The 13,013-nt window shown below is 37.9% G+C and carries 12 protein-coding genes; 6 read left to right on the top strand and 6 right to left on the bottom strand.

All coding sequences use genetic code 11. The annotated features are described in order from the left end of the window. The first annotated feature begins 60 nt into the window (after nucleotides 1–60). The 3 genes from ACNPNW_RS04995 to ACNPNW_RS04985 all read left to right on the top strand — a co-directional run bounded on the left by ACNPNW_RS04995 (nucleotide 61) and on the right by ACNPNW_RS04985 (nucleotide 2,581). Nucleotides 61–516, top strand: coding sequence for a helix-turn-helix domain-containing protein (locus ACNPNW_RS04995; protein WP_004973749.1), 456 nt, complete (start codon nucleotides 61–63; stop codon nucleotides 514–516). Next, entirely contained in the window at nucleotides 506–1,072 is a 567-nt protein-coding gene (locus tag ACNPNW_RS04990; protein WP_121533679.1) for an IS630 family transposase, read from the top strand. Before ACNPNW_RS04995 ends, ACNPNW_RS04990 begins: the two co-directional genes overlap by 11 nt. A 747-nt stretch (nucleotides 1,073–1,819) precedes the next feature. Then, a complete protein-coding gene (locus tag ACNPNW_RS04985) occupies nucleotides 1,820–2,581 on the top strand; it encodes an alpha/beta fold hydrolase (protein ID WP_420937265.1) in 762 nt (253 codons plus the stop codon). A gap of 14 nt (nucleotides 2,582–2,595) precedes the next feature. On the opposite strand, the gene ACNPNW_RS04980 is transcribed toward ACNPNW_RS04985, so the two are convergent. The 5 genes from ACNPNW_RS04980 to tssH all read right to left on the bottom strand — a co-directional run bounded on the left by ACNPNW_RS04980 (nucleotide 2,596) and on the right by tssH (nucleotide 9,675). Beyond that, nucleotides 2,596–3,537 carry a M15 family metallopeptidase gene (locus ACNPNW_RS04980; protein WP_420937266.1) on the bottom strand — a complete coding sequence of 314 codons (942 nt, stop codon included), beginning with the start codon at nucleotides 3,535–3,537 and terminating at the stop codon, nucleotides 2,596–2,598. Between the two features lie 123 nt (nucleotides 3,538–3,660). Then, the gene (gene icmH, locus ACNPNW_RS04975) at nucleotides 3,661–4,473 is read right to left on the bottom strand and encodes a type IVB secretion system protein IcmH/DotU (protein ID WP_420937267.1); all 813 of its coding nucleotides are present in this window, start codon (nucleotides 4,471–4,473) and stop codon (nucleotides 3,661–3,663) included. Between the two features lie 7 nt (nucleotides 4,474–4,480). After that, nucleotides 4,481–5,845 carry a type VI secretion system baseplate subunit TssK gene (gene tssK, locus ACNPNW_RS04970; protein ID WP_420937268.1) on the bottom strand — a complete coding sequence of 455 codons (1,365 nt, stop codon included), beginning with the start codon at nucleotides 5,843–5,845 and terminating at the stop codon, nucleotides 4,481–4,483. Between the two features lie 8 nt (nucleotides 5,846–5,853). After that, nucleotides 5,854–6,957, bottom strand: coding sequence for a type VI secretion system protein TssA (gene tssA / locus ACNPNW_RS04965; RefSeq protein WP_253173850.1), 1,104 nt, complete (start codon nucleotides 6,955–6,957; stop codon nucleotides 5,854–5,856). A 51-nt stretch (nucleotides 6,958–7,008) separates the two neighbouring features. Then, nucleotides 7,009–9,675: a type VI secretion system ATPase TssH gene (tssH, locus tag ACNPNW_RS04960; RefSeq protein ID WP_420937269.1), complete on the bottom strand. Its 2,667-nt coding sequence runs from the start codon at nucleotides 9,673–9,675 to the stop codon at nucleotides 7,009–7,011. A 349-nt stretch (nucleotides 9,676–10,024) separates the two neighbouring features. Here tssH and ACNPNW_RS04955 point away from each other — a divergent pair, with 349 nt between their 5' ends. The 3 genes from ACNPNW_RS04955 to tssC are packed head-to-tail and all read left to right on the top strand — an operon-like array spanning nucleotide 10,025 to nucleotide 12,700. Continuing rightward, nucleotides 10,025–10,708 (top strand): hypothetical protein, encoded by a 684-nt coding sequence (locus tag ACNPNW_RS04955; RefSeq protein WP_420937270.1) that lies wholly within the window; start codon nucleotides 10,025–10,027, stop codon nucleotides 10,706–10,708. Nucleotides 10,709–10,722: 14 nt separating this feature from the next. Beyond that, on the top strand, nucleotides 10,723–11,232 hold the full coding sequence (gene tssB / locus ACNPNW_RS04950) for a type VI secretion system contractile sheath small subunit (RefSeq protein WP_253147138.1): 510 nt from the start codon (nucleotides 10,723–10,725) through the stop codon (nucleotides 11,230–11,232). Continuing rightward, the gene (tssC, locus tag ACNPNW_RS04945) at nucleotides 11,219–12,700 is read left to right on the top strand and encodes a type VI secretion system contractile sheath large subunit (RefSeq protein ID WP_420937271.1); all 1,482 of its coding nucleotides are present in this window, start codon (nucleotides 11,219–11,221) and stop codon (nucleotides 12,698–12,700) included. Before tssB ends, tssC begins: the two co-directional genes overlap by 14 nt. A gap of 76 nt (nucleotides 12,701–12,776) precedes the next feature. Here the strand turns inward: tssC and ACNPNW_RS04940 are convergent. Beyond that, nucleotides 12,777–13,013 (bottom strand): IS1 family transposase (locus tag ACNPNW_RS04940; protein WP_448766626.1); only part of this gene is annotated, 237 nt, incomplete at its 5' end.

The following is a 13,013-nucleotide window of genomic DNA, read 5'->3' as shown; positions in this document are numbered from 1 at the left end:
TAAGTTGACAAAAATAACTAATCATGCGAAAAAGTTTTTTTAGTTAACAGATGTTCACACATGCCTCGAATTGTTTCTGTACCACTTAGTTTAGAACAGCGAGAACGACTCATTTTTCTGGCCAAGCATGCAAAACATTGGCGTGAAAGACAACGTGCCCAAACTATTCTCTGGCTTTCTGAAGGTAAAAGTGTTGCGGAAGTTGCCACTCTACAAGAACGTATCCCAGAAACCATAAGGCTACAACGCCGACGTTGGGAATTGTATGAGTTTGAATCGATTAAAGAAGGTCATCGCTCAGGTCGGCCCAATACATTGATCTCAGACTATCAGGCGAAAATCCTAGATTGGGTCAATACAAGTCCACTCAATGCAGAACAAATCCGAGTCAAACTACATGAAGAATACGAAGTGTCCGTGTCTGTTGAAACCATTCGTAAGTTTTTACGTGATTCAGGTATGGTCTTCAAGCGTACCCGTCATAGCTTGAAAAAAAAGAGATCCGATTGCATTTGAACAAGCAACACAGCAGATTGAAAAATTACGAGAGCAAGCGGCACGTGGTGAAATTATATTAGGTTATGTTGATGAAACAGGGTTTTCATCTACACCTGATAACCGCTATGCGTGGACAAAGATAGGTGATGTTCATGCGGTTGATGCAATAAGATTAAAACGAGTTAATGTCATGGGGTGTTTGCTTTCAACGGGGAAACTGGTGACAAGTTGTTTACAAGAGTCAGTTACAAGCACTTGGTTTTATGCCTATTTAACTGGAATAGCTCAACAAGTAAAACAGACTTATAACCTTCCATTGGTTCTTATTGTTGATAATGCCTCGATTCATAGAAGTAAAAAGATGGCTGATTACAGAGAGCTACTTAAAAGTAACTTTTCGACGAATTTGTATTTTATTCCAGCTTATAGCCCTGAGTTAAATCGAATCGAGATGGTATGGAAGCAGATGAAATATTATTGGCGAGATTTTCAAGTCATGACAGCTGATAAAATAGAGCAATGGGTGGAGAGAGTATCAAACCAATTCGGAAAAGAATACATGTTTACTTTTTAATGACAGCTTACCTCGGGGATATATCCACTGTATTTAATCTATTGATAAGAATAAATGAATAACCGTGGTTTTGTAATTTCTAAAAAATGTCTTATTTATGCGGTGTATTTCTTGAACAGAACAATTTAAGTAGGATAGCGTGATTGCACGTTTATATTTAAGCTAATAACTTGAACATCCTAAGATATTAAAATAGCCTAAGCAATACATAATTTTAACAACTTTATCAAGAAAGGGAGAGAGGGGAAATTTATAATGCTGATGTTTACTACCTGTAACTCATTTGGACTTAAGACGTATTATTCTAAACAGAATCAAGTGGATTAATAAGCTACTTATGAATAGTCATTTTTTGATAAATAATAAGCAATGAATAATTAAAAACAATATTTTCAAAATTACCTCAGTCTATTTGGGTAATAACAGCGAGTTAGTTTAAGAAACACTCTGACCTAAAAGTGGTTTACATGTTATTAAATCCCAGTTTTAAGATTTTCATTAATTTTATTTAGTCTGCACCACAACTCAACCATCTTCTTTCTTATTTATAGATAGCCAAATATCCATCCAGATCTAAAATCGTAATTTTAAATACTTATGATTCGTTTATGAATTATTTAGCCTAAGCAAAATATATCCCCATAAAATAGCCTAAGCAGGATTTTATATTTAAAAATTTCGCAATTGATTAATTCCAAATATAAACCCACTATAAACACTTAAACAAAGAAATCATGGAATTCTCAAATGATCCTAAATTATCAACTTCAACACCACGAAACGTCAGTACTATCTCCAATGGTCTTCATTCATGGTTTATTCGGTAGTTTAAGTAATTTAGGCGTACTAGCTCGATATTTTTCTGAGCAAAGAACCGTGATCCAACTTGATGTATGCAATCATGGTCTTTCTGCTCATAGTTCAGACTTAAATTATCAGCTTATGGCTGAAGATGTCCTAGAAACTTTATCCAGTTTAAATATTCAAAAGTTCGTAGTAGTAGGGCATTCCATGGGTGGGAAAATTGCCATGAAATTGGCTGATTTAGCCCGTGTACAAACTGAAAGGTTGGTCGTCCTGGATATTACACCAATCCAATATCATGAGAGTCATCATACTGAGATTTTTAAAGCTTTATTTGCGGTGCAGCAAGCAAATGTTGCTTCACGACTTGAGGCAGCAAAAATTATGCGTGAATACATTGATGAAGAAATGGTAATTCAGTTTTTATTAAAATCCTTTAATAAAGGGCAGTGGCTCTTTAATGTTCAGGCTTTATTTGATCATTATCCAGATATTATGGATTGGGAAAAGGTCGAAAAAATTAATCTGCCAGCTTTATTTCTTCGTGGCGGTAATTCTTTTTATATCTCAAAACCTGAACACTTTACAGCAATTGATGAGCAATTTTCTCAGGCGAAAATTGAATGCATTGAAAATACAGGACATTGGCTGCATGGTGAAAAACCAGATGAAGTGATCAAACACATGCAGGCCTTTCTAAATTAATTCACTTTTTATGCTTAAGGCTGAAATGTTTGAGTCTGTAATTGTCCTTCATGAATGAGTTGATGAGCCATTTCAGCTGTTTTCTTTAAACCGGGCATACGATATTCAGTATGTCCAAAATCTTTAATGGATTTCCAGCGACCGCCCCAGGTTAAACCCACCGATTCTGCAATCTGGCCATATAACTCATAACCACGCATGGCCCATGGATCACGTTCGCTAATCACCACCTTACCATCGCGTTTAAAGGCAATATCTGCAGCCAAACCAAACTGATGATAACTTTGAAAGCCTTTAGCCTTAGTAATATTACTGTTGGTCGCCAAAGAGTTTTGCCTTTCCGGACTTCGATAACTTTCGAGTACAACCAGCTCATAACCATGCTGTTCGCGCATAATTTTAAACACCATCAGTAAGCGCTGTTTAAATCGTGGATTCATCTTATGCCATTTACGGTCTGCTGTGCTGATATTTGGATTTATATGAATGTCTTCAATATTCAGATTAAGGCTTTGCGCTGAAATTACAGAATGATTTGCTAAAACTTCTTCTTGTAAGGCTTCAATAATAAGCTGTTCATCGACTTCAGTTGGCGCTGTTAATATTTGCCCATCTAATAATGCATAAATCTGTGGATCAACTTTCCTTAAATATTCAGCTTCAAACTTACTTGCAGTAAGTGGCTGCGTAAAAGTGAACATTAAAATACTGGCAAATAAGCTAAATCCTGCAATCAAAATCCACCATTGCTGTAAATACCATTCAGATTGAAGGTGCTCTGGCGATGCAGCCCGATGAAATTTCTGCACAAACTGTTTTACTTGAGCAAATTGTTGTCTGCTTTGTGGAATCAAATCAAGAAATAAATCCTGTATTCTTAATCGCAATTCGTAAGACAGTAGTACCAACATAGTCAAGCTTAATACAATAAAGCTGCTTAATATAATCAAAATCATTAGTTGAATGATTGATCTAATGATAACTTTAAAAATATTTTTTGGAGCATAACTTATCCAACGGCGCCATTTTTTAAGTCTTTATTTTTTATAAGGGTTCATCATATTTATTTGAAAATTGAGTTAGGGTAAATGAATCGTAATATAAGCTTGTTCAGCAGGAGTGCTAATCAAATTTTGATATTGAGAAAACACAGCAGCTTGTTCTGTTGACAAGGCATATTTAAAAACCACAAAGCTGATCACAGCAAATAATAATAAAAATATCAGAATCCAGAAAAATGGTAATTCACGATGGATGATATGTCGGATTTGATCTGGAATTGCTGAAAAAGGAGAAAAAGCAACTTTTTTACACTTGAGATAATCAATCTGATCTCCGATACGAGCAATCAGACTATTTAAATGCTCAATAGATTCAATTCGATACTTTCCCTGGAATCCCAATAAAAGGCAATGATGATATACCTCTAATACTGCCAGACGTTGCTTATCTTTATGGCGTATTTCTTCCAGATGTTCAAAGAAGCGAAAACCTGCAAGTTGTGAGCCAAACAGGATCAACTGCAAGGGACTGATCATCCAGGCATTTTGCAGATCAAAAAATTGCTCATCCTGCTGCGTGACAATTGTTTCATCTACTAAAGCGCAATAGGCATATTTTGCATCTTGAATATCTTTAGCTGAAAATTGCATCTGACGTGCCTGATGTTCAAAACTTTTCAACATCTCCAGAATTTTTTCACGAAAGGCTTCAATATCTGTAGGGAGATAATGATTTTTTAACAGGAAAACAATATAGAAGCCGTCATGCAGTAAATCTACCAGACTATTCGTATAGGTAGGGTAGCTTTCTACAGATTGCATGGCTGTATAACCGGCCCCGATTTGATCATCATCAAAAAGTGAAGAAGGAGAATTAGCGATTGTATTCATTTTTATTTTATCCATTCATGACAGCAATCAGTTCAACCGTAATATCCTTAAAACCGTTCGAGATATAAACACAAATTGATTCTGAATCCAGCATGCGCTGATACAGTTCATTATTTGGTTCGATCTCGAAATAATGCACACCGGAACGTACTGGAATTGCAGTAGGAACCTGCATGAGGTGCTGGACGGGTACAGCAGGCAAAGCTGCAACCACACGTTGTTCTACATCTATGCTACTGCCGACTTTAAAACGGATCGGAACATAGGCAATCAGATCATGTGCAGGCATAATGCTACTCGATACAGCAAGATATAGCCGGGTATTGCGACTGATCTTGTCAGTCTCCAGACTACCGAGCCAATAGGACGGGCGCGTTTCTTTTAAGCTGATGCTGATATATCGATTCGAAATAATTGTATCGAGTAAATCTCTGAGAATAATATCAAGCTGATTGAAACTGTCATACAAATGATGATGCTGATACTGCGGTAGTTGATCGATGTCATAGGCTGTTGAAAATGTGAGTAAGGAGCCGCTTAGTCTTAAAAGTTCCGCATATAGCCGTTCCGGATGAATTTGGGGATATTGCAAAATATGATTTAAGGTTGCATAAGCAGTATTTAAGGCATTCACTAGCCAGAAAGAGACGATATCCCCAGAACGGAATTCAATCAGTTTCTGTTCATTTTCCCGATTATTGGATTGAATCGTTTTAATCTTAGCCCGGATGATATTTAAAGTTCGCTTTAAATTGTCTAGCAGATATTCACAGGCCTGAATATGTAAAATTGGAGGAATAAATTTATGATCAAAATTAAAATTTCCCGAACTTTGTCTTTTGATTTGAGCAACCGGAAGATATAAATAACCATCCAGAGGCTGCTGAGGTTCATGGCCAACTTCAAAAAGTTTAAATTCTGCCCGACGGCGTAACAGGGTGATCTCCGCTGTAGTGGCATCGGTGAATAAATCATGAGTAGAGATTAAATGTGAGTGATAACGACTCGTCTGAGTGTTTTCAGCATGACTTACATTCTGCTTGTTCGGTTGTAGCATTGGTAAAGCCAAATAAATTAGCATTTCACCACGCAGGTTTAAGGTATCCAGTTGTACCGGTTCTGGTAATAAATCCTGTGCAGGTGCCTGATAAATTTCACCATCTTGCCAGATCATTTCAATTTTGCTCAATGCCAATATATGCATATTGAATTGAGCTTCATCAAACTGAATAGACTGTATTCCGTGAGCAAAAAGAAATGTCGCCCGAATCATATGACTCAAGCGTTGTTCATGATAGGCATCCTGTAATTGAAAATGCTGCGGTCTTAAAAATAGACCTTCGCCCCAAAGTACTTTTTCTGCTTTAAACATTTTAATATTTACCACTCATTCTTAGGTTCATCGTTGGCATATACACCCAGTAATTCATGTACATTTTCAATCGGATTATCGTTCTTAATGACTTGAGCCAGCCATTCATGTAATGGCATCTGACTCCATTTGATTGTCTTTTGCAGCATGTAGCTTACTGGACTATGTGGTTCATGCGATTGAAAATATTCAGATATTTGTTGTAATAACTGCATCGCCTGTTGACGATTGGCCAGATGATTTTGGGCGTGAAGTCGAAATTCTTGTATATCTTCAAGCGAGGTATTCATTACTATTATTTCAGGTATTTTGAGAGTGCCGGATTGCGATGTATTTATTTGATCCTGAGATATTGGAGAAATATCAGTTTTATAAATGCGTTTGATACTAGAAAAGATTGATTCCAGTTGAGAATCTGTGCTCGCGTAACTCGGTGCATCCGGGCCCAGCAAAAGATCCAGTGTATTTTTAAGGCGTTGCCATTGTTTCTGAATTTCCTGAAAATATAGTTCATTCTGGTTTAACACTGTTTGAGGAGTCTTCAGCAACAATTGCTCAAAATACTCCAAGTCCTGAACAGCATTATATTCAGAAGAATCATCTTGCTGCTGTTTGAGCTGTATATTGCGCTGATGCAGTAATACCTCATAATCGCTTAAACTATAAAAAGGTGCAGAACTGACCAAAGGCACCTGTTTCATCAGCGTTGGCAGTTGCGCAATCAAACCTTTTAATAATCCCAAACGCTGATCAAGATCATCCTCTTCGATTTGGGGATGTAAGGTTAACCAATATCGCTCAAGGCTTTGCTGGGTCAACTCTAACCCTCTGACAATCCCTTCAAAACCATAGAAATGACTCCAAGCCTCTATGAGCCAGCTATATAGGCGTATATCCTTGGTTTTTTCAGTTAATAATTCAATTATTTTATCGTGTACAAGTTGCCAATTGGCCTGTTTCGGTTCCGAGACCCAGTCACCCTGGTCCAATAAAGGATCATCGCGAGTTCTGGCCTTTTTAATCACATGAAAATCATTTGAAAATGAAAAATCCATGCCACAGGGCTGATCGGCTGAAATACTTTTCAATAAATATTCAAATTCCAGACTCATATTTATTCCAACTATTATATTTTATTTATTATTAGCTTTAATTTACTTCTACTAGGCAGCATCTACTTTACTGTTTTTAGACCGTACTTTTGGTGCTATTTTAACTTTAGGATCTACGCTATAAAAAATTTCATCATTCTTGATCTCAATATGAATCAGTTTAGGAATCTTTCCCTCACTCATGGTTCTCAATATTTCTGTAGCCAAAGCAGGCAATACTGAAGCATTTAAAATATGATCAATATTGCGCGCACCACTATCAACCTCGGTACATCGGCTGAGCAGAAGTTCGAGCAAGTCCCCACTATAAGTGACCTGGGTGACATATTGCTGCTGAATGCGTCGGGTAATTTTCCCCAGTTTATGCTGAATAATCTGGATCAATAGCTCATCGTGTAAAGGATAATAAGGCACAATCTGCATACGCCCTAAAAATGCCGGTTTAAATTGCTGATATAAACTTGGTTTGAGCAGTTCAATTAATCTATTTGCATCCGGCCAGTTTTCGACGGGTTGATTTAAACAGGCCTGCATAATGGCACTAGAACCGACATTTGAAGTTAATAAAATTGTCGTATTTTTAAAATCAATCAGCCGACCTTCGCTATCTTCCAGCATGCCTTTATCAAAGACCTGATAAAATAATTCCTGCACATCAGAATGAGCTTTTTCGATTTCATCCAGTAAAATCACACTATAAGGATTACGACGCACTGCTTCAGTCAACACACCACCTTGACCATAACCGACATAACCTGGAGGAGCACCTTTTAACGAAGACACGGTATGTGCTTCCTGATATTCCGATATATTGATCGTGATCAGATGCGACTCACCTCCATACAATTCTTGAGCCAAGGCCAGGGCAGTTTCAGTTTTTCCCACACCGCTTGGACCAAGCAATAAAAATACACCTTGTGGTTTGTTCGGATCATCCAGTTTTGCTTTAGATGTTTTAATACCTTGGACCAGTTGATGCAAAGCAAAGTCCTGACCCATCACACGCTGCGATAATTTATCTTGGAGTTTTAAGACCTGTCGGATTTCATCATTCATCATTTTACCGACTGGAATTCCGGTCCAGTCAGAAATGATCTGATGAATCATAGGGACTGTTACACGCTCGAACACAAGTGGGTGATCAGCCTGAATCTGGGTCAAACGCTGCTGTAATACTTTAATTTTATTTTTATTTTCAATTTTTTTGGATTGAACCTGTAATAATTTTATTTCCTGAACCAGTTGAAGTTCTTGCTGCCATTGCAGGCTTATCTGAGAAATTTCTTGTTCCAAATTTGAAATATTTTCTGATAATTCAATTAAACGTGTCTGATGACACGGAAAATTTTGATGCTCCTGATTTAAAATCTCATGTTCAAGCCGAAGATTATGCAGCTGTGCCTGTAACTGGTCTAACTTTGCAGGTTGTGCATTTTGGCTCAAAGCAACTCGTGCCGCGGCTGTATCTAATACACTAATGGCCTTATCCGGTAATTTCCGTCCACTGATATAACGATGCGAGTTACGTACCGCAGCAGCAATTGCTGCATCATCAATCTGCAACTGAAAATGCTGAGTCATGACCGGAATCATGGCACGCAACATATCGATGGCGACTTCCTCAGTAGGTTCTTCTACCTTCACTACCTGAAAACGGCGGCTAAGCGCAGCATCTTTTTCAAAGTATTGTTTGTACTCCGCCCAAGTAGTAGCGGCGATAGTACGCAGTTCTCCTCGTGCCAAAGCTGGTTTTAACAGATTGGCGGCATCATTCTGACCAGCCTGACCACCTGCACCAATCAGCGTATGGGCTTCATCAATAAACAGGATAATAGGATAACTGCAGGACTGAACTTCTTGAATGATTTGCTTCAGGCGATTCTCAAACTCGCCTTTTACACTGGCACCTGCTTGTAATAAGCCCAGATCCAATACATGAAGTTCTACATTTTTGAGTACATCAGGTACCTGATCATTCACAATTTTCAGGGCCAATCCTTCTACTACAGCAGTCTTACCGACTCCCGGATCGCCGGTAAGTATGGGATTGTTCTGATGACGGCGCATCAGAATATCCAGCATCAAACGGATTTCAAACTCACGACCGATCACCGGGTCGATTTGGCCTTGGCGTGCTTTTTCAGTCAGATTAATGGTGTATTGATCGAGTGCCAGTGTTTTATTTAATTTTAGCTGTGCGTTAGGTGAATCTTCTTTTACCTTAGTAAGCTGAGCATAGCTCGGGTTTTCAATACTCTGCTCGCAGAGCTCCAAAAAATGATGTTTGAGATGATCAATTGGAAATAGCTCAAATAAAGTAGAAGCACGAATCGTCATTTGATATAGATCAGGTGCAGTGAGCAGGGCAACCAGTAAATGTCCGCTGCGGATCATCGGATTCTGTTCTGCTGAAGCCAAAAGCCAGGCATGTTCTAATGCACGAATAATGGATTTGGCAAAGATAGGCGTACGAGAATTGCCTTTAGTCATTTGCTGAATGCTCTGATTCAGATCATGGGTGAGATCATCTTCGGAAATTTTATACTTTTTGAGCAATAATTTGAGATCGTTCAGGTCTGGCTGCTGTAGCAATTCTAAGAGAAAATGCTCAATTTCGATTTCATGATTTCGCTGTTTGATGCAGAAATTCGCTGATTTCTCAAGGCATAGGCGTGCATGCTCAGATAATTTTGTAATCAAAATTTTTAAATTACTCATATTTTTCTCTCTTAGAATATACAGCCTGATGTTTTTGGAATTTATAGCTATATATTTGTTATTATTAGGTTTATTTTTATTTATTTAAGTTTTTCTATGAGCAATCAAGATATATTGGCTCAAGATTTTTGGCATATTCTACTCAAGTCTATCCAAATGTCTGCATTCATTGGTCGGAATCTTACCATTTTAAAAATTACATAAAATAATTTAACAAAAACGCATTTATGTATTGACTTCCTGTGATAATTTTTTGTTAAATCCGCAACTAGATTTTTGAATTATAAAAATAGAAAAATAAATTTTGATTATAAAAATATAAAACAATAACCAAAAATTGAGGCTTATTTTGAAAAATAATCTAGGTTTTATTGTATTGCTCATCTCAGGGATGGCGCAGCTATGTTTTGCTCAAACCCATGCAGCAGAATTAAAAAAATCATGTATCAAGAGCTATCCACAAGCAAAAAATGATACTGATTCAACTATCATTGATTTATACCAGCAGTTATGCGACAAGACAGCAAGAAAAAATATGCATCTGCAGCAGCAATTGTCTACCCAAATTGCCAAACGCTATGTTGAAGTCGGTGATCATCTGAAAGCGCTCAATTTAATCGAGCAATTACATCAGCAAAATTATACTCATCAAGATTTAACTGATCTAGAATTCCTGGCAGGAGTTGGGATATCTTCCCAAAGTCTGGAACAGATGCGTAGTACAGAAGTCCGTGCCTTAAATGACTCTACCTATCCACAAGCCAAGTCGCTAAGTGAACATATTTATCTGGCACAGCCTGTAGCAAAATTTTCTGCATCTGCCTTAATGACAGCGCGGAACTCAAAAGTAAAACAGACTAAAAAGAAACCAAATATCCCAGTAAAACAAAACCTAAGTCAAAATAAAAATAAAGCATCGAAAAGCAATCTAAAAAATAATACGGCTGCTATCAGTAGTAAAAAAACAGAAAGTATCAGTACACGAACCCCCACTCCTAGTACTAATCCATTTGGATCATTAAATAATAATTAATAAGGAAAATCATGATGGCTAAGCGTGAAAGTGTACAAAAAAAATTACAGCGTATTCGACCACCACGTGTGCAATTGACCTACGATGTTGAGGTCGGTGATGGCCGTGAAATTAAAGAATTACCCTTTGTGGTAGGGGTTTTGGGAGATTTTTCAGCAGCATCGGAACTTGAAAAAACCAAGCTCAAAGATAAAAAATTTATCAATGTAGACTTGGGAAATATTGATGAGGTGATGCAGTCTCTGGCGCCTCGTGCCAGTTTTCAGGTGGAAAATAGTTTGACTGAAGAGAGTGGCACAATATCAGTAGATTTGGTTTTTAATGCGATGGATGATTTTCGGCCAGAACAGGTAGTCCAACAAGTCGAACCTTTGCGAAAACTGGTAGAAGCACGAGAACGTTTAACTGATTTACGCAATAAAATATCCAATAATGAACGTCTAGAAGATTTACTGGATGATATTTTAAAAAATACCGACCAAATCCGTAAAATGAGTATGGAGGCAGACAATGAATCACTCTAATGCTGCAACTACCACGAATGTTGCTATTGAAGAATACTCAATTCTGGACTCTATTGTTGAACGTAGTCAAATTGCGCGTAATGAAGAAGAACATGATCGGGCCAAAAGTTTGATTGGTGAGTTGGCCAAGGAAGTCATGGCCGGTACCGTTATAGTTTCAGACAATATGACCTTGGCTTTAGATAAACGCATTGCAGAAATTGATGCGCTTATTTCTACCCATCTGAGCAAGATCATGCATCACGAGCAGTTTCAAAAAGTTGAGTCCACCTGGCGAGGGCTGTATTACTTTTGTCAGGAAACGCCATCACACTCTTTAATTAAAATTCGTATGTTGAATACGACCAAAAAAGAATTGATTAAAGATTTTCAAAGTGCCAGCGACTTTGATCAAAGTACTCTATTTAAAAAAATCTATGAAGAAGAATATGGTTCATTTGGCGGTGCGCCTTATGCGACCCTCATTGGTGACTTTGAGTTTGATCGCACACCTTCAGACCTGTATTTGCTCGAGCAGATTTCACATGTAGCATCAGCGGCACATGCACCGTTTCTCTCAGCTGCAAGTCCTTCCATGTTCGGATTGGAAACTTTTACTGATATTGATCGCCCACGCGATGTTTCTAAAATTTTTGAAACAGCTGAATATGTGCAATGGCGTTCATTCCGGGAAAGTGATGATGCTCGTTATCTGGCATTGACTATTCCACGAGTATTAGGCCGTTTACCTTATCATCCTAAAGATGGCAATACGACAGCAGGCTTTAACTATGTAGAAGAAGTTTCAGGTGAAAATCATAATGAATACCTGTGGATGAATGCTGCTTATGCTTTGGGGACGCGTTTAACCAATGCCTTTGATATGCATGGCTGGTGTGCTGCGATTCGTGGGGTTGAGGGTGGCGGTTTGGTCGAAGGTCTGCCAGTGCATACCTTTAAAACCAATGATGGAGAAATCATATTTAAGTGCCCGACTGAAATTGCGATTACGGACCGTCGTGAAAAAGAACTCAGTGATCTTGGCTTTATTCCATTAGTACATTGTAAAAATACCGATTATGCCGCGTTCTTCGGTGCCCAATCTACCCAAAAACCAAAGAAATATGATAACGATATTGCCAATGCCAATTCCGCATTATCCAGTCAGATACAGTACATTATGGCAGTCTCGCGAATCGCTCATTATTTAAAAGCAATGATGCGAGATAAGGTGGGAAGTTTTACATCTGCAGGAAATGTCGAAGCATTTCTAAACGACTGGCTGTCTCAATATGTACTTTTGGATGATGGCGCTTCACAGGAAGCCAAAGCACAGTATCCACTGCGTGAAGCTTCGATAAAAGTTGTAGAAAATCCGGCTGAACCTGGACATTACAAATCTGTGGTCTTTTTGAGACCGCATTTTCAGTTAGACGAGTTGTCTGTATCTTTACGACTGGTCACTGAGTTACCGCAGTCGAGTCATTAAGACCGCTGCTAAAATTATAAGAATATTTATAACAACAGGAAAATTATTAGGTGGTGTTTTAAAAAGTATGCTGACATTAAATGAAGCCATTATTGATGTAAAAGAAGGTTAAGTCGAAGGCTTTAAAATGGTTTTCAAGCTTTTTGGAGAAATTACAACTTCTTCTAAAACCACGCCTTATTCGATGCCTTATTTTGCAATTATTACCTTCAATTCCTACAGTAAAAAACTTACCAATACTTTGCTTGCAGTTTTTAAAAGCAGTGATGAAACTGTCCCAATGATCACTTGCAATTCGGGTGTAGTGAATACC

The sequence above is a fragment of the Acinetobacter endophylla genome, assembly GCF_053543775.1.
The sequence above is the reverse complement of the archived record's forward strand: the minus strand, read 5'-3'. Positions and strand labels throughout refer to the sequence as shown.